This is a genomic window from Pseudomonas sp. ADAK13, from assembly GCF_012935715.1.
GTDB lineage: Bacteria > Pseudomonadota > Gammaproteobacteria > Pseudomonadales > Pseudomonadaceae > Aquipseudomonas.
This window is the reverse complement of record NZ_CP052860.1, coordinates 305,915-330,692: the sequence shown is the minus strand read 5'-3', so window position 1 is coordinate 330,692 and position 24,778 is coordinate 305,915. Positions and strand designations below refer to the sequence as shown.

The following is a 24,778-nucleotide window of genomic DNA, read 5'->3' as shown; positions in this document are numbered from 1 at the left end:
TGATGCCCCTGCAGGCCAAGCGCCTGGCGCGGGAAAAGTTCGCTTACGGATTATTTCCCGACCAAGCGTGCTTTTTCGACCAGCCTGTACAGAGGGATTTCGGCGATATTTGGAGTTTTTCATGCTCGAGCAGGCTCAACGCGTCCTCAAGGACATCTTCGGCTACGACAGTTTTCGTGGCCGCCAGGGTGCGATCATTGAGCGCGTGGCCAACGGTGGCGACGCCCTGGTACTGATGCCTACCGGCGGCGGCAAGTCGCTGTGTTTCCAGGTGCCGGCCTTGCTGCGTGACGGGCTCGCGGTGGTGGTATCGCCGTTGATCGCCCTGATGGACGATCAGGTGGCCACCCTGGAAGAACTTGGTGTGGCTGCCGCGTCGCTGAACTCCACCCTCAGCGCCGAACAGCAGCGCGACCTCGCCGCCCGGATCAAGCGCGGCGAAGTGAAGATGCTTTACCTGGCGCCCGAGCGCCTGGTGCAGCCGCGGATGCTGGCGTTCCTGCAGAGCCTGGAAATCGCCCTGTTCGCCATCGACGAAGCCCACTGCGTGTCCCAATGGGGCCACGATTTCCGTCGCGAATACCTGCAGCTCGGCCAACTGGCGGAGTTGTTCCCGAACGTCCCGCGTATTGCCCTGACGGCCACCGCCGACAAACGCACCCGTGAAGAAATCGTCGAGCGCCTGCACCTGCAGGACGCCGAGCGTTTTCTGTCGAGCTTCGACCGTCCCAATATTTTTTACCGCATCGTGCCCAAGGAACAGCCGCGCAAGCAGTTGCTGGCGTTCCTCTCCGATCGACGCAGCGATGCCGGCATTGTCTATTGCCTGTCGCGCAAGAAGGTCGACGAGGTCGCCGCGTTCCTCAGTGAACAAGGCTACCCGGCGCTGCCGTATCACGCCGGCCTGCCCAATGAACTGCGGGCGTTCCACCAGAAGCGCTTCCTCAACGAGGAAGGCCTGATCATGGTCGCCACCATCGCGTTCGGCATGGGCATCGACAAATCCAACGTGCGCTTCGTGGCCCACATGGACCTGCCCAAATCTCTCGAGGCGTACTACCAGGAAACCGGGCGTGCCGGCCGTGACGGCCTGCCGGCGGATGCCTGGATGGTCTACGGCCTGCAGGACGTGGTGATGCTCAAGCAGATGCTGCAGAACTCCGAAGGCGACGAGCGCCACAAGCGCCTGGAACAGCACAAGCTCGACGCGATGTTGTCGTTGTGCGAAGAAACCCGCTGCCGTCGCCAGACCCTGCTCGCGTACTTCGACGAAGACATGCCCGAGCCTTGCGGCCACTGCGACAACTGCGTGGACGGCGTACAGACCTGGGACGCCACCGAGCCTGCGCGCCAGGCGTTGTCGGCGATCTACCGCACCGGCCAGCGCTATGGCGTCGGCCATCTGGTGGATGTGTTGCTGGGCAAGGACAACGAAAAGATCCGCAGCTTCGGCCATGAAAAACTCTCGGTCTACGGCGTCGGCAAGGCCCGCGCCGAAGGCGAGTGGCGCTCGCTGTTCCGGCAGATGGTCGCCCGTGGGCTGGTGGATATCGACCTGGAAGGCTACGGCGGCCTGCGCCTGAACGACAGTTGCCGGCCGTTGCTCAAGGGCGAAGTCAGCCTGGAGCTGCGCCGCGACCTCAAGCCGCAAACCACCGCCAAGAGCAGCACCAGCCAGGCCAGCCAACTGGTGCGCTTCGAAGAGCGCGAACAGTGGGAAGCCTTGCGCGCGCTGCGTAAGAAGCTCGCGCAGGAACACAGCGTTCCGCCTTACGTCATCTTTCCCGACTCCACCTTGCTGGAAATGCTCCGCGAGCATCCCACCACCCTGGGCGAAATGGCCAGGGTCAGCGGCGTCGGCGCGCGCAAGCTGGAGCGTTATGGCCAGGCCTTCCTCGAGGTGCTCGGCGGGCAGGTCGAGGCGCCAAAAGAGGTCGCCGACATTCGCCACGAGCTGATCAGCCTGGCCCGCGCCGGCATGACCCCGATCCAGATCGCCGGGCAACTGCAATGCTCGGAAAAGAACGTCTACACCTTGCTCGCCGAGTCCATCGGCAAGCAGCAGTTGTCGTTGGAGCAGGCCCTTGATTTGCCGGAAGATTTGCTCGGAGAAATCCAGGATGCATTTCTCGACGGAGAAGGCGAATTGCCACCTGTTTCCGAGATCTCACCACTGTTTACCGGTCGGGTTCCCGAAGGCGTTTTGTACTGCGTGAGGGCTGCTTTGCAGTCGGAATTCGAGATTTGATGTGCCAATTACGACAATGTAACGAATCAGTACATACCGGGTCTTGCCTACTGGCATGGGTCATGCTTAGCTGACTAATAATTAGCCACACTTTATTTTCAGTCTAATCCATGAGTTTTTTATGCCGTTAACCGATCAACACCGTTTTGGCATGCAGTTGGCGCAGATGTCCCGAGGGTGGCGTGCCGAACTGGATCGTCGCCTGGCAGGTTTGGGCCTGTCCCAGGCACGCTGGCTGGTGCTGCTGCACCTGGCGCGTTTTACCGAGCCGCCTACCCAACGTGAGCTGGCGCAGAGCGTCGGAGTCGAGGGCCCCACCCTGGCCCGTTTGCTCGACAGCCTGGAAGGGCAGGGCCTGGTGGAGCGCCAGGCCGTGGTGGAAGACCGCCGCGCCAAGCGCATCGTGCTGTGCGACACCGCGAAGCCCTTGATCGAACAGATCGAAACCATCGCCACGGCCTTGCGCCATGAGCTGTTTGTGGGCGTCGATGAAGAGGATCTGCGGGTGTGCATGCGGGTTCATGAGCACATCCTCGGAAACCTCGAGAAGTCCTGATCCCCGTACTCCGATGATCAAAAAATGTGGGAGCGGGCTTGTTGTGGTGAGGGGGCTTGCCCCCCGTCGGGTTCACCGCAGATTGATGGGGCTGCTTCGCAGCCCAACGCGGGGCAAGCCCGCTCACCACAACAAGCCCGCTCCCACATTGGTTTTGCGGTGTAATTAGAACGTCTGCCCCAGGTTCAGATACACCGCCTGCTGACTGTCATCGTTAAACCCATAACTGAAATTCAACGGCCCCAGCGGCGTATCAAACCCCAGGAAAATACTGGCGGCGTTGATGTATCCGCTGTCGTACTCATTGTCGTTGTTCCACGCCCGCCCGCGTTCCAGTGACGCGCCCAGGTACAACGGGAAATCCAGCGGCAAATAAGACCGTGGCGTCAGCCGGCGATAGTAAACCGCGCGCATCAGGCTGATGTTCTGCCCGGCAATCGCATCCTCGCGGAACCCCGACAACTGCCGCGCGCCCCCCAGCAGGAAGCTGGAAATCACCACGTCCGACTGATCCAGCGTGCGCCCATAGCGCCCGCCGAGGATCAATGTGTCCGGGCCGCTGCTCATGGCCTTGTCCAGTTTGAACTCCCACTGGCGATAGCGCTGGTCAGAGCCCAGCCCCGGTTCGAACTCACGGAAGGCCAGGCCGATGTCTTCGCCGGTGTGGGGGAAGTACACGTTGTCGAACGAGTCAAAGGAGTATTTCAGCTCGTAAAAGCCTTCGCTGAAGTTGATGCTCGGCGAGTTGCGGTCGCCAATGCGCACATCCGCCTTGCCCCAGGCCTCGCCGACGCCGAAACGAATCTCGCCGCTGTTGCCGATCTGCCGGCCCACGTTCAGGCCGAAGCCGTAGCGCTCCAGGCGGTACTCGGAGATCGGGTTGTTGTCTTCAATCAGTTCAACGTTCTGCGCCTGGGCACTGATATAGGGCGCGACGAAGTAGCGCGAGCCGGTGTCCATCGGCTGATAGAACTCGCTGTACAGCTCTTGCTTATCACCGATCTGCACCCGCGTCAGCCATTCGGCACCGAGGCGGTTGATGCCGTTCATGCGGTAGCTGGCGCCGAGGTTGAAGGCGCTGTCGCCGCGCATGTCATCCGACAGGTTGAGGCCCAGGCGCAGGTAGTCGGTGCCGCTGCGTTTGCCCCGGGCGCTGATGACCAGGGTGTTGTCCTTGCCCTTTTTCACCACGCGGTATTGCACCTGTTCGAAATAATCCAGGCCGTACAGGGTGCCCATGTCGGTTTGCAGACGGGCCAGGTCCAGAGGCTCGCCGAGGTTCTGGCGGATGTAGTAGCGGATCACCTCGTCGCCCACCTTGGAGTCGTTCTCTACCTTGATCGCGGTGATCACCGGGTTGCGCTCGCCGGGCGTGCGGGCCGCTACCAGTGAAGGGTCCACCGGCTCGGCCGGGCGCAGGTGCGCCAGGCGCACGTCGAGGGCGCGAGTGGCGCGGTAGCCGGCGTCGATCATGTCCTTGGCACGGCCGAAATCCGTCACCCCGTAGGCGGCCAACGGCGGCTGGATCAGCACGTCCCGCGGGGCCAGGGCCTTGAGTTGTTCTTCGGAGTTGCGCCGGGTCATCAGGGTGATGGACTGGTTGAGCACGTCCACCACGGTGTTGAGTTGCTTGCGTGAGCGCAGCGGGGTGCCGATGTCGACGACGATGGCGATGTCGACCCCCATTTCCCGCGCCACATCCAGCGGGATGTTATCGGTCATGCCGCCGTCCACCAGCAGCCGGCCATCCAGTTCCACCGGGGCAAACACCGCCGGGATCGACATGCTGGCGCGGATCACCTGGGGCAAGTGGCCTTTGCGGAACACCACCTTTTCGCCGCTGGTAATGTCGGTGGCCACGGCGCGGAAGGGGATCGGCAGCTTGTCGAAATCCCGGACGTTACTGGTGTGGGCGAACATGCTTTCCAGCAGCAGGGCCAGGTTCTGGCCCTGGATCACGCCCAGTGGCAGGCCGAGGCTGCCGTCATCGCGAAAGCTGAGTTTCTGTTTGACCAGGAAATCCCGGTCATCCTGCTTGCGCCGGAACGGCACGTCTTCCCGCGGCGGCGCATCGGACAGGGCGAGCTTCCAGTCGATGTTCAGCGCGAGCTTTTCCAGCTCGTCGATCTTGTAGCCCGAAGCGTACAACCCGCCAATCACCGCGCCCATGCTGGTGCCGGCAATCGCGTCGATGTGGATGCCTTGCTCTTCCAGGGCCTTGAGCACGCCAATGTGCGCCAGGCCACGGGCGGCGCCGCCGGAGAGTACCAGGCCGATCTTCGGGCGCGGGTTTTCGACGGCTTGGACGAGGACGGGGAACAGGCACAGCAACAGGCAGGACAACAGGCGGCGCATCATCAATCTCAAGGCTGGACGATAAAGGCCGGTATTATAGCCACTCGATCCTTTCAACCCGCCAAGCAGGAGCCTGTCAATTCATGTCTGCGGCCAAACCCGAGATTGTCATCACCTATTGCACCCAGTGTCAGTGGCTGCTGCGCGCCGCCTGGCTGGCCCAGGAGCTGTTGAGCACGTTCGCCGATGACCTCGGCAAAGTGTCCCTGGAGCCGGCTACGGGCGGTGCGTTTCGGATTACCTGCGACGGCGTGCAGATCTGGGAGCGCAAGGCTGACGGTGGCTTCCCGGAAGCCAAGGTGCTCAAGCAACGGGTGCGCGACCAGATCGACCCGCAACGGGACCTGGGGCATAACGACCGCGTGCAATAAAGGCCACTGCCGCTGGCGGTGACCTTGCGGCGTGCCTACTTGGTGGCCATCCGCTGTTTGAGCCAGCCGACCACCAGCGTCAGGACCAGGCCGCCGACACCGCCGCCGATAACGTTGCTGGCCAGGGCGGCAAGGGTCAGGTCACTGGCGGTTTCAGTGCCGGTGATGAGGGAGACGATCTGGCCCAAGACCAGGCCGCCAACCCCGCCGACCAGCGTGTTGAGGCCGGTCCCCAGGCTTTGTTTGCCCAGGCCAGCGATCTGCCCGCCGATGGCGCCGCTGATGATTTGAAGGACCAGGCTGATGAACATTTCCATGGTGCAACCCCTGCATAGCGTTGATGGAATGACCACTCGCTTGCAGCAACTTCAAAAAGCACCCGGGCTGTCGTCGAGAAGTCTGGATCCGTTGAACGACCACACACTGTCACGGACACCCAAAGTATAGATCAGGCCGTGGCGGCGGGTTGTTTGGCCGGCTTGGCGCTGCCCATCAACCCGGACACCACGATGGCGACGATGATCAGCGCGCCGCCCATCAGCATGCGCAAGGTCGGCGTTTCCGCAAACAGTAACCAGGCCACCGTGATGCCGTACACCGGCTCCATCGCAAACACCACCGCCGCGGTACGCGCCTTGAGCACCGCGAGGCTGGCGACAAACAGGCTGTGGGCGAGGCCGGTGCAGAAGACCCCGAGCAGGCCGATCCACAGCCAGTCCAGCGCACGCACCTCGGCCAGCCCGGGCGCGGCAACCGGCAACAGGCACAGCGCTACCACCACGTTCTGGCACAAGGCGGCCTGCACCGGCGGAATGCGCCCGCTGGCGCGGTTGTTCAGTGACAGCAGCGAGAACAACAAGCCGGAACCGACCGCCCACAACAGGCCGCTGGTGGCTTGGCTGGCGAGGTTGAAATCCGGTGTGACCAGCACCAGGCCGATGCTCACCAGTACCACCAGCAGGATTTCATTGGCGCGGATCCGCTCACGGAAAATCAGGCCTTCCAGAATCACCGTGAACGCCGGGAACGTGGTGAAGCCCAGGGTGGCGATGGCCACGCCGGCGATTTTCACCGCAATAAAGAAGCTCACCCAGTGCCCGGCCAGCAGCAGGCCGCTGACCAGCAGGCGGCGCCAGTCCCGGGCTTGCAGCGTTTGCCAGGTGGTGTTGCTGGCGAAGCGCGCGAAGATCGCCAATGCAATCACCGCGAACGCCGCGCGGCCAAACACGATAATCGCCGGCGAAGCGGCCGCCAGTTTGCCGAACACGCCAGTGAGGCCAAACATCAATGCGCCGATATGCAGGGCGCCGAGGGCTGTGCGGGGAGTCATTGCGATCCTTAAACAACGGGTTTACAGGATCGCAGTCTAGAGGGTTGTACGCGTTTGCGTCTGTCGTCGGGCTCGCGGATTTTGTCGCAGGGCTCTTGTTTCAAAAGCAGAGGAGATCAAATGTGGGAGCTGGCTTGCCTGCGATAGCGGAGGGCCAGTCAATCAATTATTAGCTGATCCACTGCTATCGCAGGCAAGCCAGCTCCCACGGGAGACCGCGCTCGTCTAATGGCGCCGGGCGATGCGCCAAACTCCCGCAACATCGCTGCGGCAAACGCACTTTGCGAACCATAACCGACCCGCGCGGCAATCTCGCCGATGGGCAGCGGGCTGTCGCGCAACAGGTCGCGGGCCATCTGCAGGCGGCGGGTGCGGATGTAGTCCATCGGCGTCTGTCCGCATTCCGCCATAAACCGCGCATGCAGGCGGGCCACGGACAGGTCGGCGAGCTTTGCCAGGTCCGCGACTTGCAGCGGGTGCGCAGCGTGTCGCTGGATATGCGCATTAAATGCGGCGTACGGCAGGCGCTTGCCCGTCGGCAGCTGTGTGAGATTGAGGCTCGCCAGCAGCAATACGGCGCCTTGCTGGACGATCAGCGGATCGTCCACCGGACTGCTCGCCAGCCACTGCACCAGTTGGCTTTGGCGGTTGTCGAGGGTCAGGTGTGCGGACTGGTCGAGCAAGCGGCGGCTGGCGTCGGCATGCTCGCCCAAGGACTGCGCCAACCAGTGTTCATCGGGCACGTCCAGCACCAGGCAGCGGCTGCCATCGCGACTGATGCACGCGTGGTGTGCGGCGTAGGGCAGCACCATTACGCTGCTGTGCTGCACCTGGCTGCCTCGGCCATCCACCTCGAAGTCCAGATGCCCGGACAGGCCAAACACCAGCTGCGCGTGGTCGTGGCTGTGGGCGATGGGCTCTTCGACATAGTGGCGTAGCGTGAGGTTGGGTCTCATCGCAGTCTCCTGGGCAGGCGTGCAGTTTACATCGCTTCGGCCGTATTGGGCGCTGTCATCAGACTGACGCAACACTGTCATGGGCTATTAATCCCATGGGCGCAAGCTCGCGAAAACACCGTGAGGCATGCCCATGACCAGCGCCGAACTCGCCAAGCCCAGCCGTAAGCAACGCGTGCGTACCCTGTGGATTTCCGACGTGCATTTGGGCACCCGGGATTGCCAGGCCGAACACCTTTCGCATTTTCTCAAGGGCTACCACGCCGACAAGGTCTACCTGGTGGGCGATATCATTGACGGCTGGAAACTGCGCAGCGGCATGTATTGGCCACAGGCCCACACCAACGTGATCCGCCGCCTGCTGACCATGAGCAAGCGCGGCACCGAGGTGATCTACGTCACCGGCAACCATGATGAGTTTCTGCGGCGCTATTCCAAGCTGATCCTCGGCAATATCCAACTGGTGGACGAAGCGGTGCACGTGACTGCCGATGGCCGGCATTTGCTGGTGATCCATGGCGACCAGTTCGACGTGATCACCCGCTATCACCGCTGGCTGGCGTTCCTCGGCGACTCGGCCTACGAGTTCACCCTGACCCTCAACCGCTGGCTGAACCACTGGCGGGCGCGTTATGGCTACGGCTACTGGTCGTTGTCGGCGTACCTCAAGCACAAGGTCAAGACGGCGGTCAGCTTTATCAGTGATTTTGAAGAAGCGATTGCCCACGAAGTGACCAAGCGCGAATTGCACGGCGTGGTCTGCGGGCATATTCACCACGCGGAGATTCGCAAGGTGGGCGAGGTGGATTACCTCAATTGTGGGGATTGGGTGGAGTCGTGCACGGCGCTGATCGAGCACTGGGACGGGCATATCGAGTTGTATCGGTTGGCGGATGCCCAGGCCAAAGAGGCGCAGCTCAAGGCCGAGATGGTGGCTGGTTAAAGATTGGCTCGGTCCAAGTGTGGGAGCTGGCTTGCCTGCGATAGCATCAACTCGGTTTTATAGACAGACCGAGTCGTCTGCATCGCAGGCGAGCCAGCTCCCACATTTTGATCCGGTTTCTTCAATTAGGTATTGGAAACATCCGCGATCGCTTCAGCCAACAGCGTCAACCGCGTCGCATCAATCCCCGCCACGTTCGCACGCCCGGAGTTGACCATATACACGCTGTGCTTCTCCCGCAGTCGTTGCACCTGTGAGGCACTCAGTCCGGTATAGGAAAACATCCCGCGTTGCGCCGCGATGTGCGCAAACCGCTCCGACAACCCATGGGGCGCCAACGCTTCCACCAACCCGGAACGCAACTGTGCAATCCGTGCGCGCATCGCTTCAACTTCTTCGGCCCACTGCTTTTTCAGCCCGGCATCACCGAGAATGGTCGCCACCACAGCGGCACCATGGTCCGGCGGCGTCGACCACAAGTTACGCGCAATAAACGCCAGCTGGCTGCGTACATCCGTCAGCTTCTCGGCATTCGTCGCGCACACGATCAACGCGCCGACACGGTCGCTGTACAAGCCGAAGTTCTTCGAGCAGGAACTGGTGATCAGCACTTCAGGCAGCTCGGTCGCAAACAACCTCACCGCCCACGCATCCTGCTCCAGGCCGTCACCAAAACCCTGGTACGCAAAGTCGATCAGCGGCAGCAGTTCGCGTTCGCGGACGATTTTCAGCACCTGGCGCCAATCGTCCCGGGACAGGTCGAAGCCGGTCGGGTTGTGGCAGCAGGCGTGCAGCAGCACCACATCGCCTTTTGGCACCGTGGACAGCGTGGCCAGCATCGCCGCCACATCCAGTCGGTTGTCACTGCCCACATACGGGTAATGGCTGACCTTGAGCCCGGCCTTGGCGAAGATGGTTTCGTGGATCGGCCAGGTCGGGTTGCTCAGCCAGATGCCACGGCCAGGCAGGCTGTGGGCGATAAAGTCGGCGCTCAGGCGCAGCGCGCCGGTGCCGCCAGGCGTCTGGGTAGCGCCGGCACGACGTTCGCTCAGCAGCGGCGAACCGGCGCCCAGCACCAGCTCACTGATCAACGTGCCGAACGCGGCATTGCCGTGGCCGCCGATGTAGGTCTTGGTGGTCTGTTGCTCCACCAGGCGCTGTTCGGCCAGCTTCACCGAATGCGGGATCGGCGTCAGGCCCTGATCGTCCTTGTACACGCCTACGCCGAGGTCGAACTTGTTCGGGTTCGGGTCCTGGGCATACAGCTCCATCAGCCCGAGGATCGGGTCCCCGGGCACCCGGCCAATTGCGTCAAAATGCATTACTTGCGGCCCTCGGCATCCTTCGCCACTTCGTCAGTGCGCGCGGCCATGATGAAGTCGTTACGGTGCAGGCCCTTGATGGAGTGGCTCCACCAGGTCACGGTGACTTTGCCCCATTCGGTGAGCAGGCCCGGGTGGTGGCCTTCAGCTTCGGAGATCGCGCCAACGGCGTTGGTGAAGGCCAGGGCAAATTTGAAATTCTTGAACAGGAAGACCTTTTCCAGCTGCATCACGCCATCGCGTACTTCGATGTTCCAGTCGGGGATCTGCTTGATCAGCACCGGCAACTCTTCGTCGCTGACTTGCGGGGCGTCGGCGCGGCAGGCTTCGCAGTGGGCTTGGTTCAACGTGGTCATGTGGGTATTCCTGAAATCGAGTGTTTGGAAAACGGTCGTCAGTGGCGTCACCCTAAAGCAACGCGCGGCCAGGGAACAGACTCACCTGGCCTTAAAAGCCGCGGTTCACGCCGCCTTGGGCTTGGGCGGGAATTTCGGCGCGTGCAGGCCCAGCTGCATCCCGCGTTCGACCATGCCCATGATGTCTTCCTGCGCCACTTCGAACAGGCGCTTGAGGTTGGGCAGGGCGAAGTACAGCGGTTGCAGGATGTCGATGCGATACGGCGTGCGCATCGCTTCCAGCGGGTCGAAGGCTTGGTGCTCAGGCTCGTCCGAGAGGCTGTACACCGTCTCCTTGGGCGAAGACAGAATGCCGCCGCCGTAGATGCGCCGGCCTTCGGGCGTGTCCACCAGGCCGAACTCGATGGTCATCCAGTACAGGCGCGCCAGGTACACGCGCTGTTCCTTGGTGGCGGCCAGGCCGAGCTTGCCGTAGGTGTGGGTAAATTCCGCGAACCAGGGGTTGGTCAGCAGTGGGCAGTGGCCGAAGATCTCGTGAAAAATGTCCGGTTCCTGCAGGTAATCCAGCTCTTCACGGGTACGAATAAACGTCGCCACGGGAAACTGCTTGCTGGCGAGCAATTCGAAAAAGGTCTGGAAGGGAATCAGCGCCGGTACCCGGGCTACTTGCCAGCCGGTGGTTTCGGCCAGCACTTTGTTGATTTCCGCCAGTTGCGGAATGCGGTCGTGGGGCAGGCCGAGCTTGTCGATGCCGTCCAGGTATTCCTGGCAGGCGCGGCCTTCGATCACTTTCAATTGGCGCGTGATCAAGGTGTTCCACACCGCGTGTTCTTCGGGCGGGTAGTCGATAAAACCGTTCGCGTCGGGCTCGCGAGCCACGTACTGCGTCTGCTTCATACTGCTCTCCTGCTAGGCATTCGTTCTTGTTATGTCCTGCGATGAGCCTATTGATACCCCGCCTGGGCCAGGAAGCCATCCTCTGTGGTCACTGTTCTGTAGGAAATTTACTGCGTTTCGTAAAGTTTTCGTTACGGTTAGGCCGAATCGTTCTGTATATGGCGTATTCTGAGTGTGATTCGCCTCGCAGCTGTCACATAATCTTGACGATTATCTGCGCCCAGCGGCAAAAAGACGCGGCGCCTCCACCTCTTCGGGCCTTCTCATGCGTATCAAAGTGCATTGCCAGAACCGCATCGGCATCCTGCGGGACATCCTCAACCTGCTGGTGGAGTACGGCGTGAACGTGGCCAAGGGCGAGGTCGGCGGCGAGCATGGCAACGCCATCTACCTGTACTGCCCGAATTTGGTGAACCTGCAGTTCCAGGCACTGCGCCCGCAGTTCGAAGCGATTGCCGGGGTATTCGGTGTGAAGCGGGTAGGGCTGATGCCCAGCGAACGTCGGCATATGGAGCTCAACGCTCTGCTGGGTGCCCTGGAGTTTCCGGTGCTGTCCATCGACATGGGCGGCTCCATCGTCGCTGCCAACCGTGCGGCGGCGCAGTTGCTCGGCGTGCGAGTGGATGAAGTGCCCGGCATTCCATTGTCGCGTTATGCCGAAGACTTTGATTTGCCGGAACTGGTGCGGGCCAGTAAATCGCGGATCAATGGCCTGCGGGTCAAGGTCAAGGGCGATGTGTTCCTGGCCGATATCGCGCCGCTGCAATCCTCCGAGCATGACGACAGCGAGGCCATGGCCGGCGCTGTGCTGACCCTGCACCGTGCCGACCGCGTCGGTGAGCGTATCTACAATGTGCGCAAACAAGAATTGCGCGGCTTCGACAGCATTTTCCAAAGCTCAAAAGTCATGGCCGCCGTGGTGCGTGAAGCCCGGCGCATGGCACCGCTGGATGCGCCTCTATTAATAGAAGGCGAAACCGGCACCGGCAAGGAGCTGCTGGCCCGCGCCTGTCACCTTTCCAGCCCGCGCGGGCAGTCGCCGCTGATGGCCCTCAACTGCGCCGGTTTGCCGGAGTCCATGGCCGAGACCGAGCTGTTCGGTTATGGCCCGGGCGCCTTTGAGGGGGCGAGGGCGGAAGGCAAGTTGGGGCTGCTGGAGCTGACGGCTGGCGGCACCCTGTTTCTCGACGGTGTCGGGGAAATGAGCGCGCGGTTGCAGGTGAAGTTGCTGCGCTTTTTGCAGGACGGCTGCTTTCGCCGGGTAGGCAGTGATGAAGAGGTGTACCTCGACGTGCGGGTGATCTGCGCGACGCAGGTCGATCTTTCCGAACTGTGCGCCCGGGGTGAATTCCGCCAGGACCTCTACCACCGGCTCAACGTGCTCTCGCTGCATATCCCGCCACTGCGCGAATGCCTCGACGGTTTGCCGCCGCTGGTGGAGCACTTTCTGGATCAGGCCAGCCGGCAGATTGGCTGCCCGCTGCCCAAGCTGGCGCCGGGGGCGATGGAGCGGCTCAGTCATTACCACTGGCCGGGGAATGTGCGGCAGTTGGAGAACGTGCTGTTCCAGGCGGTCTCGCTGTGCGAGGGCGGTACGGTCAAGGCCGAGCACATTCGCCTGCCTGACTATGGCGTGCGCCAGCCGCTGGGGGATTTTTCCCTGGAAGGCGGGTTGGAAGAGATTGTCGGGCGCTTTGAAAAGGCCGTGCTGGCGCAGTTGTACGCCGAACATCCCAGCAGCCGGCTGTTGGGCAAGCGGCTGGGCGTGTCCCACACCACCATCGCCAACAAATTGCGCGACTACGAAGTCGTCAAAGCCGAACGCGGTTAAACCTGTGGGAGCTGGCTTGCCTGCGATGGCGGTGGGTCAGCAAAACAGGTAGTGGCTGATACTCCGCCATCGCAGGCAAGCCAGCTCCTACAGTTGATCTTTGTCGTTCTTGATACCTGCACTTGCCGTTAGCGGCATAAGTCCGCCGTTTTTTCGACTCTCCTCAAGCCTCCATTTCCGCAACTCAATCCGCAAACCCCCGCCCCGCCTGGACTTTTCCTCATTTCAAAAAGTTGGTTCGCAAATTGCTTAAGCCTCATCAGTACAGCGGTGGGCGGCAAGCGTCCGTCAGAAAGAGGAAAGAGCGTGGATAAGTACCTTTACGTGGCAATGACCGGCGCCAGCCAGAATGCACTGGCGCAGAAGGCCCACGCCAACAACTTGGCGAACGTTTCCACCAATGGTTTCCAGCGTGACCTGGAGCAGGCGCGCTCGATGCCGGTGTTCGGTGACAGCTTTCCGGCGCGGGCCTTTGCCTTGACCGAGCGTCCAGGCACGGACTTTTCCCCTGGCGCCATGATTGAAACCGGCCGTGACCTCGACGTGGCTGTCAGCGGTGACGGCTGGATGGCCGTGCAAAACCCGGATGGCGGCGAGTCCTACGTGCGCAGCGCCAGCATGAACGTCGATGCACTGGGCGTGCTGCGGGCCGGCAACGGTATGCCGATCATGGGCAACGGTGGCCCGATCGCGGTGCCGCCCCAGCAGCAGATCGAAGTCGGCCAGGACGGCACCATCAGCATCCGCGCCATGGGTGAAGGCCCCCGGGTGATGGCTGAAGTGGACCGGATAAAGCTGGTCCAGCCCGACCTCAAGAACATGACCAAGGGCCTCGACGGCACCATCCACACCAAGGATGGCCAGCCGGCGCAAGCCGACGCCAACGTCAAGCTGACGTCGGGCTTCCTGCAGGCAAGCAACGTGAACGCGGTCGAAGAAATGACGGCGGTTCTGGCACTGTCCAAGCAGTTCGAATTGCACATCAAGATGATGAACAGCGCCAAAGAAGACGACCAGGCCATGACCCGCGTCCTGGCGATGAGCTGATAGCAGCCACACTAATTTTTGTAGCGCGGCGCCATAAAACAGGCGCACGAAGGAGAAGAACATGCTTCCGGCTCTATACGTTGCCAAAACAGGTTTGTCCGCCCAGGACACCAACCTGACCACCATTTCCAACAACCTGGCCAACGTGTCCACCACGGGTTTCAAACGTGACCGTGCCGAGTTCCAGGACTTGCTCTATCAGATCAAGAAGCAGCCGGGCGCGCAGTCGACCCAGGACAGCGAATTGCCGTCGGGCCTGCAACTGGGTACCGGTGTGGCGATTGTGGGCACCCAGAAGAACTTCAGCGCCGGTAACCTGCAGCAAACCGGCCAGCCATTGGACCTCGCGGTCAACGGCAAAGGTTTCTTCCAGATTCTGCAGCCGGATGGCACCACCACCTACACCCGTGACGGTACGTTCCACCTGGACTCCAACGGCCAGGTCGTGACCGCCAACGGTTTCGCCCTGGAGCCGGCGATTGTCGTGCCCAACAACGCCCAGACCTTCACCGTCGGCAACGACGGCACCGTGTCGATCACCGTGGCCGGCAACCCGGCGTCCCAGGTGATCGGCAACCTGCAAACCGCCGACTTCATCAACCCGGCCGGCCTGCAGGCAATCGGTAACAACCTGTTCCTGGAAACCGCGTCCAGCGGCGCGCCGCAAATCGGCACCCCTGGCCTCAACGGTTTTGGTACCACCCTGCAAAGCACCCTGGAAACGTCCAACGTCAGCACCGTTGAAGAGATGGTCAACATGATCACCACTCAGCGCGCCTACGAGATGAACTCCAAGGTGATTTCCACCGCCGACCAGATGCTTTCGTTCGTAACGCAGAATCTGTAATCAAGTCTATGGGGCGCCATTGACGGCGCCTGCAACACCGTGAGGTATGGGTCATGAATCGCTATGTTTCTGTTCTGGCATTGAGTGGGATTGCTGCGCTCGCGGGCTGTGTCGCCCCGACGCCAAAGCCCAATGACCCGTACTATGCGCCGGTGTTGCCGCGCACGCCGTTGCCGGCGGCCGCCAACAATGGCTCGATCTACCAGGCCGGTTTCGAACAGAACCTGTACAGCGACCGCAAGGCCTTCCGGGTCGGTGACATCATCACCATCACCCTCAACGAGAAGACCCAGGCGAGCAAGAACGCCAACTCGCAGATCGGCAAGACCAGCAAGACCAGCATCGGCCTGACCTCGTTGTTTGGCGGTGTACCGAACACCAACAACCCGCTGGGCAGCGGTGACCTGAGCCTGGACGCCGGCTACAGCGGCGACCGCGCCACCAACGGCAAGAGTGCGGCCGGGCAGGGCAACAGCCTGACCGGTTCGATCACCGTGACCGTGGCCGACGTGCTGCCCAACGGCATCATCGCCGTACGCGGCGAGAAGTGGATGACCCTCAACACCGGTGACGAGCTGGTGCGCATTGCGGGCATGGTTCGCGCAGACGATATCTCCACCGACAACACCGTGCCGTCGACACGGATTGCCGATGCACGCATCACCTACTCGGGTACGGGTTCGTTTGCTGACGCCAGTCAGCCGGGCTGGTTTGACCGTTTCTTCCTTAGCCCGCTGTTCCCTTTCTAGGTGATCACTTTGAACTTCAAACAGCTGATGGCTGCGATGTTGCTGCTGGCCCTGAGCGCAGGCGCCCAGGCTGAGCGCTTGAAAGACATCGCGAGCATTTCCGGCGTGCGGTCCAACCAATTGATCGGCTACGGCCTGGTGGTGGGGCTTAACGGCACCGGTGACCAGACCACCCAGACCCCGTTCACCCTGCAGACCTTCAACAACATGCTCTCGCAGTTCGGCATCAAGGTGCCGCCGGGCTCGGGCAACGTGCAGTTGAAGAACGTCGCGGCGGTGTCCATCAGTGCCGACCTGCCACCGTTCGCCAAGCCGGGGCAGGTGGTCGACATCACCGTCTCGTCCATGGGTAACTCGAAAAGCCTGCGCGGCGGCACCTTGCTGATGACGCCTCTTAAAGGTATCGACGGCAACGTCTACGCCATTGCCCAGGGCAACCTGGTGGTGGGCGGTTTTGATGCCGAAGGCCGCGACGGTTCGAAGATCACCGTCAACGTGCCGTCGGCCGGCCGGATTCCCGGTGGCGCCTCGGTGGAGCGCACCGTGCCCAGCGGCTTCAACCAGGGCAACAGCCTGACCCTGAACCTCAACCGTTCGGACTTCACCACTGCCAAGCGTGTGGTCGACAAGATCAATGACCTGCTGGGCCCGGGCGTGGCCCAGGCGATTGACGGCGGCTCGATTCGCGTCACCGCACCGCTGGACCCAAGCCAGCGTGTCGATTACCTGTCCCTGCTGGAAAACCTTGAGGTCGACCCGGGCCAGGCGGTGGCCAAAGTCATCATCAACTCGCGTACCGGTACCATCGTGATCGGCCAGAACGTGAAGGTTTCGCCGGCCGCCGTGACCCACGGCAGCCTGACCGTGACCATCACCGAAGACCCGATCGTCAGCCAGCCTGGCCCGTTGTCCAACGGCCAGACCGCCGTGGTGCCACGCTCGCGGGTGAATGCCCAGCAAGAAGCCAAGCCGATGTTCAAGTTCGGCCCCGGCACCACCCTGGACGAGATTGTCCGTGCGGTGAACCAGGTGGGCGCAGCGCCCGGCGACTTGATGGCGATCCTCGAAGCTTTGAAACAGGCCGGCGCCTTGCAAGCCGACCTGATTGTGATCTGACGCCATGGCCATGGACATGCGCAAGAGCGGCCTGAGCAGCACGGCGGATTCGGGTTCCTATTCCGACCTCAACCGGCTGAACCAGTTGAAGGTCGGTGACAAGAACAGCGACGGCAACATGCGCAAGGTCGCGCAGGAATTCGAGTCGCTGTTTCTTGGCGAGATGCTCAAGTCCATGCGTTCGGCCACAGAAGCCCTGGGCAAGGACAACCCGCTGAATACACCGGCGGCCAAGCAGTATCAGGAAATGTACGACCAGCAATTGGCGGTCTCGCTGTCTCGCGAGGGCGGTGGTATTGGCCTGGCGGACGTGTTGCTGCGCCAGATGCAGAAGAACAAGCCGGTGGACGCCCAGGCGGCCACGTTGCAAGGCCCGGATAAAGTTGAGAAGAAGGTGGATGTGCCCACCGAAATTGCTGCGGGCACCAAGGCCGATGGCCCGTTGGGCCGCAGCAATGGTCAGCGGCCATTGTGGGCGTATCGCGTGGCGGTGCCCGAGGGCACCAACTCCCATGCCAACGACATCGCGTTGATGAACCAGCGCCGCATCTCGTTGCCAAGCAAGCTCACCGATCGCCTGCTGGCCGGCATTGTGCCGGGCGCCGAGGCCACCACTGCCGCCAAGGCCGCGCCGCTGCGTAACAGTGCCGCCGATGACGGGGTGGTCAACAGCACCGCCCGCAGCCTTGCCGCACTGCCTCGCGGGCAAATGCAGGTTTACGGTCGCGCCGTGGCCCAGCCACCGTTGGCACCGGCGAAAAAAGCCTTCAGCTCGCAGGATGAATTTGTCGCCACCATGTTGCCGATGGCCAAGCAGGCTGCCGCGCGTATTGGCGTCGACCCACGCTACCTGGTAGCCCAGGCCGCCCTGGAAACCGGTTGGGGTAAATCGGTGATGCGTGCCGAGGATGGCACCAGCAGCCACAACCTGTTCGGCATCAAGGCCGGCCAGAGTTGGCAGGGTGAACAGGCTCGCGCGATCACCAGCGAGTTTCGTGATGGTGCGATGGTCAAGGAGACGGCGCAGTTCCGTTCCTACAATTCCTACCAGGACAGCTTCCATGACCTGGTGACGTTGCTGCAAAGCAATGATCGCTATAAAGAAGTTGTGAAATCAGCCGACAACCCGGAACAGTTTGTGCGCGAGTTGCAAAAAGCCGGTTATGCAACCGACCCGGATTACGCCAGCAAGATTTCGCAGATTGCAAAAACGATGAACAGCTACCAGAACTACGCTGCCGCGGGCGCTTCCACTCATTTATAAGGTCTGAATCATGAGTTTGCTCAATATCGGGATGTCGGGGCTCAATGCCGCCCAGGGATCGTTGTCGGTCTTAAGTAACAACATCGCCAACGTGAACACCCCGGGATACTCGCGTCAGCAGAGCGCTCAGACCGCGAATGCGTCGAACGCCTACGGCGGCGTATTTATTGGTACCGGTACGACCCTGGCGGACGTGCGCAGGGTTTACAACCAGTTCCTCACGTCGGCTTACCAGAACAGCACGGCGCTCGACAGCGACGCCAATGCCTACCTGGACCAAGCCAGTGCCATCGACAAGACCATGTCGGATTCAAACACCGGCATGTCCTCGGTGCTCAGTGCTTTTTTTGCGGCGGCGCAGACCGCTTCCGCCACGCCAAGCGATGTGTCTGCACGTCAGCTGCTGTTGACCAGCGCGCAGACGTTGAGCAACCGCTTCAACTCTATCTCCGGCCAGTTGAACCAGCAGAAACAAACGATCAACAGCCAGTTGAGCACCATGAGCGATCAGGTTAACAAGCTGACGTCCTCAATCGCGTCGCTCAACAAACAGATTGCCCAGGCCCAGGGCACCTCCAGCAGTGCGCCGGCCAACCTGTTGGATTCGCGTGACGAGGCGGTGCGCTCGCTCAACGAGCTGATCGGCGTAACCGCCACGGAAAAAAACGGACAGTTCAGTATTACGACCGGTACGGGGCAGTCGCTGGTAGAAGGGGGTATTTCCAATAATATCTCTGCGGTACCCAGCAGCACCGACAATAGCCAGTACACCATCCAGCTCTCGATGGGCGACACCTCCATCGACCTCGGCAATGTGGTCACCGGCGGCAGTATCGGTGGCTTGCTGCGCTATCGCAGTGACGTGCTGATGCCTGCCATCAATGATCTGGGGCGAATCGCGATTGCCACGGCAGACACGATCAACAACCAGTTGGGCCAGGGCCTGGACCTCAACGGCGAGTTCGGTTCGTCGCTGTTCAGTGATATCAACAGCGCGGCGGCGATTTCCCAGCGCAGCCAGGGCGCGGCCGGTAACAGCGCGGGGTCTGGCAACCTTAATGTCTCGATCTCGGACAGCAGCCAGCTGACGACCTTCGACTACAAGGTGACGTTTACCAGTGGTAACCAGTACAACGTCGTGCGCTCCGATGGCAAGTCCATGGGGTCGTTCGACACGACTACCACGCCGCCGCCAGTGATTGATGGCTTTACCCTGGCGTTGAATGGCAAGGGGCCGGTAGCGGCCGGTGACAGCTTCAAGGTCAGCCCAACGGCCAACGGAGCCACAGGCATCGGCGTTGACTTGAAGGACGCCAACAAGCTGGCCTTCGCGGGCCCTTTGGCGGGGAATGCGAGCACGACCAACACCGGCACCGGTACGTTCACACCGCCGCAGCTGACGGTCCCGCTGGATATTCATGGCGGCGCCAATACCGCCCAGCTGCGCACGGGGATCGAAAACTCCATGCCGGTGAAAATGCTGTTTGGCAAGCCGGCCGCCGATGGTACCCAGTCGTATACGGTAAGCGATGCGCAAGGTAACCCGATCGGCAGTGGCACCATCATTCCGGGCCAGGGCAACAAGATCAGCATCAACGTGCCGATGCGCGATGCCTCGGGTGCGTTGATCCCCGGCAAGAGCTTCAGTTTCGACACCACGGTCGGCGGCTCGCCAGCCGCTGGCGACAGCACCACCTTCTCGTTCAACGCCTCGGGCTCCTCCGATAACCGCAACGCCCAGCAATTGCTGAACTTGCAGACCAAGGCCACAGTGGGCGTCGGCGACGGCACCACCGGTGTAAGCCTGGTCAGCGCCAACTCCCGCCTCGTGTCGCAGGTGGGCTCCAAAGCCAGTCAGGCGGCCACCGACACCACCGCGACCGGTGCCTTGTTGGCCGCGAACAAGGCGGCCAGCAACTCGGTGTCCCAGGTCAACCTGGATGAAGAGGCGGGTGACATGATCAAGTTCCAGCAGTACTACACCGCGTCGTCGCAGATCATCAAGGCTGCGCAAGAAACTTTCAGCACACTGATTAATGCCCTTTAAAGGAGTCTGGGACGATGCGAATTTCTACACAGCAGTATTTCGACACCAGCGCCAGCAAGTATCAGACTAACTATTCCGGTGTGGTGAAGGCCCAGGACCAGGCGAGCAGCGGTATCCGGGTACAAACCGCATCGGATGACCCGGTCGCGGCCGCGCGTTTGCTGCAACTGCAGCAACAGAAAGACATGCTGGGTCAGTTCAACGGCAACATCAACTCCCTGCAGAACTCGCTGACCAACGAGGAGACGGTGTTAAAGAGCATCAACACCGCCTTGCAGCGCGGTAATGAACTGGCACTGCGTGCAGCTAACCAGTCCCTCAGCGATGATGATCGTAAATCCATCGCCAGCGAGGTGGGAGCGCTTGAGGATCAGGTGTTGGGCTTGCTCAACTCCAAGGATGCCAACGGCAACTACATGTTTTCCGGGGCAAAAACCGACACGCCGCCTTACATCCGCAATAACGACGGCACCTACACGTATCAGGGCGACGAGACGCCGCTGAGCCTGCAGATCTCGGACAATCTGTCGATGGCGGCTGGTGACACCGGCAAGGCGCTGATGGAAAGCTCGACCAATACCGGCCGTACCCAAGCCAACTTGTTGCCGCCTGCGGTCAATGACGGCAAGGTTGCGGTGTCGGCGGGCACAGTGACCTCCGGTGTCACCTACACCAAGAGTTTTACCGATGGCCAGCCCTACAAGCTGACCTTCAGCAGCAGCACGCAGTATTCCGTGACCGACAAGGACGGTAACGACATTACCTCCGAGATCCCCGGCAACGGCACCTTCGACGCGACGAAAGAAGGCTCGTCCAGCGTCAACCTGCGGGGCGTGAAGTTCGATATCAGCCTGAACCTGGGCACGGACGTGGCGCCTGGAGCGGCCTCCGATGCGCTGGTGGCGGGCAAGGCGTTCACCCTGCAATCCAAGCCGGACACGTTCAGTGCTTCGCGTTCGCCCGGCAACCCGTCGACCGCACAAGTGACCGGCGGCCAGGTGACGGATCAGGCGGCTTACGCCAGCACGTTCCCGAATACCGGTGCGGTGATCAAATTCACCAGCGGCACCACGTATGAGGTGTATGCGCAGCCCTACACCCCAAACAGCAAGACCATCGCGACAGGCACCATGGCGGCCGGTGCGACCTCGATCAACGCGGCAGGCGTCACTTTTGACCTCAGCGGTGCGCCGGGGGCGGGCGATCAGTTTGCGGTCAGCGCTGTCAGCAACAAGAACGAAAACGCGCTGGACACCCTGAGCCAATTGCGTAAAGCCCTGGAAACGCCGGCGGATGGCAATCTGGTCGCGCAGAACAATCTCAAGGATGTGGTGGCCAAGACCATCGGCAACCTGAACAACGCCAGTTCGCAGATTGATCAGGTGCGTGGCTCCATTGGTGCCCGCCAGAACGCCCTGGACCTTCAAACGGATGAAAACACCAGCCTGGGGACTGCCAACACCAACACCATGAGCTCGTTGGGCAACGTCGACATGGGGCAGGCCGCGATCAACCTGCAACTTCAGCAAACCATGTTGCAGGCCTCTCAGTTGGCCTTTGTGAAAATCTCTCAGTTGAGCCTGTTCAACAAAATGTGATGCCCGCGTGTGCAAACCGGCGGCTCACCCTGGAAACGGGGTGGGCCGTTGTTGTTTTTGGGGTTTGTATGTCCCCGTGTTTCGCATAAAGCGCAGAAAATTGAGTGACCTGTGAGTCATAAAGCGCATCTTCACTGTATCGTGTGAAAAGGATAGGTCGTCGCCAGGTCTCTGCGAGGGCCTGCCGCCAGGGTACAAAGGCGGTTTTCGGCGAGTTTTTTGCGGGGTTATCCCCATTATTGTCAGCACCCGGCGACGTGTTTCGCGGGGTGTTCTCCAGCTATTTAGTATTGGGAAGCCACAATGATTGGCATAAAAAGCATCGCCAGTTACGTGCCGGCAGACGGGATTGATAACTACGCCCAGGGTGCCAAATTCGCCAAGGATGAAGAATTCATCATTGGCAAGATCGGTTCGGCGTTCCTGCCGCGCAAGGATGCCGCGCAGGAAACTTCCGATCTGTGCGTGGAGGCGGTCAACGCCTTGTTTGCCAACAACCCCGATTTGAAGCGCGAATCCATTGACGCGCTGATCGTCGTGACCCAGAACGGCGACGAAGAGGGCTTGCCTCACACCGCGGCCATCGTCCAGGACAAATTGGGCCTGCCGACGCACGTGGCGGCCTTTGACATTTCCCTGGGCTGCTCGGGCTACGTCTACGGCATCTATGCGATGAAGGGCTTCATGGAAGCCACTGGCCTGAAAAACGGCCTGTTGGTGACTGCCGACCCGTACTCCAAGATCGTCGACCCGGAAGACCGCAACACCACCATGCTGTTCGGCGATGCTGCGACTGCCACCTGGATGGGTGAAGACGCGCCCTGGCAGTTGGGCAAGTCCAAGTTCGGCACTGACGGTTCCGGTGCACCGCACTTGAAGGTCAGCGATGGCGTGTTCTTCATGAACGGCCGCCAGGTGTTCAACTTCGCCTTGCTCAAGGTGCCGGCGCATTTGCACGAGCTGCTCAACGAATCGGACCTCAAGGCTGACGAGATCGATGCGTTCTGCATCCACCAGGGCAGTGCGGCGATTGTCGACGCCGTGGCCCGGCGTTTCGAAGACGCGCCGGTGGACAAGTTCATCAAGGACATGGTCGAGACCGGCAATACCGTGTCCTCGAGCATTCCGCTGCTGCTGGAAAAGCACATGCTCGACTCCACCTGGAAGCGCGTCGCCATCAGTGGTTTTGGTGTGGGGCTGTCCTGGGGTTCGGCGATTTTGCACCGCCCTTGATGGCTTAAAGGCGCTGCACAAAAAAACGCCCATGATCGAAAGATCATGGGCGTTTTTTATTTGGCGCCAGAAAGCCAACAATTGCTGGGGTTTGGGCTATCGTAAATGCTTGAATTAAAAGGGGTGGCACGGCGCCAGTAAAAAAAATCAAAAAAGTCCTCAAGCAACCTGCTTTCACGACGATAACTATTACGAAGGTTCTCTAGGCCACACCCGGCGGTTGCCAGGGCCGGAAGCCGCAGTACACCACCCACGAGGATTTCGTCATGGCATTAACAGTAAACACCAACCTTGCTTCGTTGACCGTTCAGAACAACCTGAACAAGGCTTCCAGCGCCCTGCAAACTTCCATGCAGCGCCTGTCCTCCGGCCTGCGTATCAACAGCGCCAAAGACGATGCGGCCGGCCTGCAAATCGCTGGTCGTCTGACCAGCCAAATCAACGGTCTGGGCGTTGCCATCAAGAACGCCGGTGACGGTAACTCCATCGCGCAAACTGCTGAAGGCGCGATGCAGCAATCCACCAACATCCTGCAGACCATGCGTTCCCTGGCTCTGTCGTCCGCTAACGGCTCGCTCAGCGCTGACGACCGTAAGTCGAACCAGGCTCAGTACGCGGCTCTGACTTCTGAATTGACCCGTATCGCTTCTACCACCACTTTCGGTGGTCGTAACCTGCTGGACGGTTCTTTCGGTACTACCGCTTTCCAAGTGGGCGCCAACGCCAACCAGACCATCAACATGAGCCTGGGCAACGTATCGGCTAACAACATTGGTTCGCAGCAGCTGCTGTCCAGTGCTCAGACTCCAGGCGCCGGCGTTGCAGGCGGCACTATCACTGTTACCGGTGGCGGCCAGACCTCTGCTGCACTGACCATTGCTGCCGGCGCCTCTGCCAAGGCTATCGCTGCTCAACTGAACGGCGCGGTTGGCGGCCTGCAGGCCTCTGCCAGCAACGAAGCCAAGTTCACTGTTCCAGCCTTCGCGGCTCCTAACCCAAGTGGCAGCTTCACTCTGGCCGTAGGCAGCGCTTCGGTTAGCTTCACCGGTATCACCAAAGCTTCTGACCTGGCTGACCAACTGAACTCCAACGCTGCCAAACTGGGCATCAGCGTTAACTTCGACCAGTCGACCGACTCCCTGTCGATCAAATCCGACTCGGGTGAGAACTTCACCTTCTCCGGTGCTGACGCTGGCGGCCAGACCATCGGCGTGCAAACCAAGGGCGGCGACGGTCAGTTCGGCACTGCCGCAACCCTGACCGCTGCAAACCTGGTTGCTACTGGCCAAGTCTCGTTGAACTCCAGCTCCAGCTACTCGCTGGCTGGTAACGGTGTTACCGGTGTGTTCGGCGCAGCGGGTGCTACCGCTGTCAACTCGGCTAAAGTTGTTGTCAGCAACACTGACGTGACCACCGCTGCCAACGCACAGAGCGCTGTTGACGTGCTGACCCAAGCACTGTCCACCATCGACTCCCAGCGTGCTGACCTCGGTGCTGTACAAAACCGTTTCGACAACACCATCGCCAACCTGCAGAGCATCTCGGACAACTCCACTTCTGCCCGTGGCGTGATCCAGGACGTTGACTTCGCTGCTGAAACCGCTCAGCTGACCAAGCAACAAACCCTGCAACAGGCTTCGACTGCGATCCTGTCCCAGGCGAACCAACTGCCATCCGCTGTACTGAAGCTGCTTCAGTAATAACGGCGCTTG

The 24,778-nt window shown here is 61.1% G+C and carries 21 protein-coding genes; 14 read left to right on the top strand and 7 right to left on the bottom strand.

Annotation, left to right across the window (positions count from 1 at the left end):
- The first annotated feature begins 121 nt into the window (after positions 1-121).
- Complete coding sequence (gene recQ, locus HKK54_RS01510; RefSeq protein WP_169385975.1) at positions 122-2,248, top strand: DNA helicase RecQ; 2,127 nt, start codon at positions 122-124, stop codon at positions 2,246-2,248.
- A 121-nt stretch (positions 2,249-2,369) separates the two neighbouring features.
- Positions 2,370-2,804 (top strand): MarR family transcriptional regulator, encoded by a 435-nt coding sequence (locus HKK54_RS01505; protein ID WP_010166006.1) that lies wholly within the window; start codon positions 2,370-2,372, stop codon positions 2,802-2,804.
- A 165-nt stretch (positions 2,805-2,969) separates the two neighbouring features.
- On the opposite strand, the gene HKK54_RS01500 is transcribed toward HKK54_RS01505, so the two are convergent.
- On the bottom strand, positions 2,970-5,159 hold the full coding sequence (locus HKK54_RS01500; protein WP_010166008.1) for a patatin-like phospholipase family protein: 2,190 nt from the start codon (positions 5,157-5,159) through the stop codon (positions 2,970-2,972).
- Between the two features lie 83 nt (positions 5,160-5,242).
- Here HKK54_RS01500 and HKK54_RS01495 point away from each other — a divergent pair, with 83 nt between their 5' ends.
- Positions 5,243-5,530 carry a SelT/SelW/SelH family protein gene (locus HKK54_RS01495; protein WP_010166010.1) on the top strand — a complete coding sequence of 96 codons (288 nt, stop codon included), beginning with the start codon at positions 5,243-5,245 and terminating at the stop codon, positions 5,528-5,530.
- Between the two features lie 35 nt (positions 5,531-5,565).
- Here HKK54_RS01495 and HKK54_RS01490 read toward each other — a convergent pair whose 3' ends face one another.
- From HKK54_RS01490 to HKK54_RS01480, 3 genes are all read right to left on the bottom strand, one after another.
- A complete protein-coding gene (locus tag HKK54_RS01490) occupies positions 5,566-5,847 on the bottom strand; it encodes a hypothetical protein (RefSeq protein ID WP_169385974.1) in 282 nt (93 codons plus the stop codon).
- 131 nt (positions 5,848-5,978) lie between these two features.
- Positions 5,979-6,860: a DMT family transporter gene (locus HKK54_RS01485; RefSeq protein WP_169385973.1), complete on the bottom strand. Its 882-nt coding sequence runs from the start codon at positions 6,858-6,860 to the stop codon at positions 5,979-5,981.
- A 158-nt stretch (positions 6,861-7,018) separates the two neighbouring features.
- Positions 7,019-7,816, bottom strand: coding sequence for a helix-turn-helix transcriptional regulator (locus HKK54_RS01480; RefSeq protein ID WP_169385972.1), 798 nt, complete (start codon positions 7,814-7,816; stop codon positions 7,019-7,021).
- Positions 7,817-7,949: 133 nt separating this feature from the next.
- On the opposite strand from HKK54_RS01480, the gene HKK54_RS01475 reads away from it, so the two are divergent.
- On the top strand, positions 7,950-8,759 hold the full coding sequence (locus HKK54_RS01475) for a UDP-2,3-diacylglucosamine diphosphatase (RefSeq protein ID WP_003214618.1): 810 nt from the start codon (positions 7,950-7,952) through the stop codon (positions 8,757-8,759).
- Positions 8,760-8,884: 125 nt separating this feature from the next.
- Here HKK54_RS01475 and HKK54_RS01470 read toward each other — a convergent pair whose 3' ends face one another.
- The 3 genes from HKK54_RS01470 to phhA all read right to left on the bottom strand — a co-directional run bounded on the left by HKK54_RS01470 (position 8,885) and on the right by phhA (position 11,334).
- On the bottom strand, positions 8,885-10,081 hold the full coding sequence (locus HKK54_RS01470; protein ID WP_169385971.1) for an amino acid aminotransferase: 1,197 nt from the start codon (positions 10,079-10,081) through the stop codon (positions 8,885-8,887).
- The gene (locus tag HKK54_RS01465; RefSeq protein ID WP_010166022.1) at positions 10,081-10,437 is read right to left on the bottom strand and encodes a 4a-hydroxytetrahydrobiopterin dehydratase; all 357 of its coding nucleotides are present in this window, start codon (positions 10,435-10,437) and stop codon (positions 10,081-10,083) included. The genes HKK54_RS01470 and HKK54_RS01465 overlap by 1 nt, the downstream gene beginning before the upstream one ends.
- A 105-nt stretch (positions 10,438-10,542) precedes the next feature.
- Entirely contained in the window at positions 10,543-11,334 is a 792-nt protein-coding gene (gene phhA / locus HKK54_RS01460; protein ID WP_169385970.1) for a phenylalanine 4-monooxygenase, read from the bottom strand.
- A gap of 265 nt (positions 11,335-11,599) precedes the next feature.
- Here phhA and HKK54_RS01455 point away from each other — a divergent pair, with 265 nt between their 5' ends.
- The 10 genes from HKK54_RS01455 to HKK54_RS01410 all read left to right on the top strand — a co-directional run bounded on the left by HKK54_RS01455 (position 11,600) and on the right by HKK54_RS01410 (position 24,766).
- On the top strand, positions 11,600-13,165 hold the full coding sequence (locus tag HKK54_RS01455; protein WP_169385969.1) for a sigma-54-dependent transcriptional regulator: 1,566 nt from the start codon (positions 11,600-11,602) through the stop codon (positions 13,163-13,165).
- Between the two features lie 306 nt (positions 13,166-13,471).
- Positions 13,472-14,212, top strand: coding sequence for a flagellar basal body rod protein FlgF (locus tag HKK54_RS01450; protein ID WP_003214611.1), 741 nt, complete (start codon positions 13,472-13,474; stop codon positions 14,210-14,212).
- A gap of 61 nt (positions 14,213-14,273) precedes the next feature.
- On the top strand, positions 14,274-15,059 hold the full coding sequence (gene flgG / locus HKK54_RS01445) for a flagellar basal-body rod protein FlgG (RefSeq protein ID WP_003214609.1): 786 nt from the start codon (positions 14,274-14,276) through the stop codon (positions 15,057-15,059).
- A gap of 53 nt (positions 15,060-15,112) precedes the next feature.
- Entirely contained in the window at positions 15,113-15,808 is a 696-nt protein-coding gene (gene flgH / locus HKK54_RS01440) for a flagellar basal body L-ring protein FlgH (RefSeq protein WP_010166028.1), read from the top strand.
- Positions 15,809-15,835: 27 nt separating this feature from the next.
- Positions 15,836-16,924, top strand: a complete 1,089-nt coding sequence (locus HKK54_RS01435; RefSeq protein ID WP_169389231.1) for a flagellar basal body P-ring protein FlgI — start codon at positions 15,836-15,838, stop codon at positions 16,922-16,924.
- A 4-nt stretch (positions 16,925-16,928) separates the two neighbouring features.
- The gene (gene flgJ / locus HKK54_RS01430; RefSeq protein WP_169385968.1) at positions 16,929-18,188 is read left to right on the top strand and encodes a flagellar assembly peptidoglycan hydrolase FlgJ; all 1,260 of its coding nucleotides are present in this window, start codon (positions 16,929-16,931) and stop codon (positions 18,186-18,188) included.
- Between the two features lie 10 nt (positions 18,189-18,198).
- Positions 18,199-20,235 (top strand): flagellar hook-associated protein FlgK, encoded by a 2,037-nt coding sequence (gene flgK, locus HKK54_RS01425; RefSeq protein WP_169385967.1) that lies wholly within the window; start codon positions 18,199-18,201, stop codon positions 20,233-20,235.
- 14 nt (positions 20,236-20,249) lie between these two features.
- Entirely contained in the window at positions 20,250-21,833 is a 1,584-nt protein-coding gene (locus HKK54_RS01420; protein WP_169385966.1) for a flagellar hook-associated protein 3, read from the top strand.
- A 303-nt stretch (positions 21,834-22,136) separates the two neighbouring features.
- Positions 22,137-23,066 carry a ketoacyl-ACP synthase III gene (locus HKK54_RS01415; RefSeq protein WP_003214601.1) on the top strand — a complete coding sequence of 310 codons (930 nt, stop codon included), beginning with the start codon at positions 22,137-22,139 and terminating at the stop codon, positions 23,064-23,066.
- 266 nt (positions 23,067-23,332) lie between these two features.
- Positions 23,333-24,766 (top strand): flagellin N-terminal helical domain-containing protein, encoded by a 1,434-nt coding sequence (locus HKK54_RS01410; RefSeq protein WP_169385965.1) that lies wholly within the window; start codon positions 23,333-23,335, stop codon positions 24,764-24,766.
- Positions 24,767-24,778: the final 12 nt, after the last annotated feature.

Excerpts from the sequence above, each read along its gene's own strand:
- HKK54_RS01480 (WP_169385972.1), bottom strand. The coding sequence starts at position 7,816 with ATGAGACCCAACCTCACGCTACGCCACTATGTCGAAGAGCCCATCGCC.
- HKK54_RS01410 (WP_169385965.1), top strand. The coding sequence starts at position 23,333 with ATGGCATTAACAGTAAACACCAACCTTGCTTCGTTGACCGTTCAGAAC.
- HKK54_RS01485 (WP_169385973.1), bottom strand. The coding sequence starts at position 6,860 with ATGACTCCCCGCACAGCCCTCGGCGCCCTGCATATCGGCGCATTGATG.
- HKK54_RS01505 (WP_010166006.1), top strand. The coding sequence starts at position 2,370 with ATGCCGTTAACCGATCAACACCGTTTTGGCATGCAGTTGGCGCAGATG.
- HKK54_RS01500 (WP_010166008.1), bottom strand. The coding sequence starts at position 5,159 with ATGCGCCGCCTGTTGTCCTGCCTGTTGCTGTGCCTGTTCCCCGTCCTC.
- HKK54_RS01435 (WP_169389231.1), top strand. The coding sequence starts at position 15,836 with ATGGCTGCGATGTTGCTGCTGGCCCTGAGCGCAGGCGCCCAGGCTGAG.
- phhA (WP_169385970.1), bottom strand. The coding sequence starts at position 11,334 with ATGAAGCAGACGCAGTACGTGGCTCGCGAGCCCGACGCGAACGGTTTT.
- HKK54_RS01455 (WP_169385969.1), top strand. The coding sequence starts at position 11,600 with ATGCGTATCAAAGTGCATTGCCAGAACCGCATCGGCATCCTGCGGGAC.
- HKK54_RS01420 (WP_169385966.1), top strand. The coding sequence starts at position 20,250 with ATGCGAATTTCTACACAGCAGTATTTCGACACCAGCGCCAGCAAGTAT.
- flgJ (WP_169385968.1), top strand. The coding sequence starts at position 16,929 with ATGGCCATGGACATGCGCAAGAGCGGCCTGAGCAGCACGGCGGATTCG.
- recQ (WP_169385975.1), top strand. The coding sequence starts at position 122 with ATGCTCGAGCAGGCTCAACGCGTCCTCAAGGACATCTTCGGCTACGAC.
- HKK54_RS01415 (WP_003214601.1), top strand. The coding sequence starts at position 22,137 with ATGATTGGCATAAAAAGCATCGCCAGTTACGTGCCGGCAGACGGGATT.
- flgH (WP_010166028.1), top strand. The coding sequence starts at position 15,113 with ATGAATCGCTATGTTTCTGTTCTGGCATTGAGTGGGATTGCTGCGCTC.
- HKK54_RS01475 (WP_003214618.1), top strand. The coding sequence starts at position 7,950 with ATGACCAGCGCCGAACTCGCCAAGCCCAGCCGTAAGCAACGCGTGCGT.
- HKK54_RS01495 (WP_010166010.1), top strand. The coding sequence starts at position 5,243 with ATGTCTGCGGCCAAACCCGAGATTGTCATCACCTATTGCACCCAGTGT.
- flgK (WP_169385967.1), top strand. The coding sequence starts at position 18,199 with ATGAGTTTGCTCAATATCGGGATGTCGGGGCTCAATGCCGCCCAGGGA.
- HKK54_RS01465 (WP_010166022.1), bottom strand. The coding sequence starts at position 10,437 with ATGACCACGTTGAACCAAGCCCACTGCGAAGCCTGCCGCGCCGACGCC.
- flgG (WP_003214609.1), top strand. The coding sequence starts at position 14,274 with ATGCTTCCGGCTCTATACGTTGCCAAAACAGGTTTGTCCGCCCAGGAC.
- HKK54_RS01470 (WP_169385971.1), bottom strand. The coding sequence starts at position 10,081 with ATGCATTTTGACGCAATTGGCCGGGTGCCCGGGGACCCGATCCTCGGG.
- HKK54_RS01490 (WP_169385974.1), bottom strand. The coding sequence starts at position 5,847 with ATGGAAATGTTCATCAGCCTGGTCCTTCAAATCATCAGCGGCGCCATC.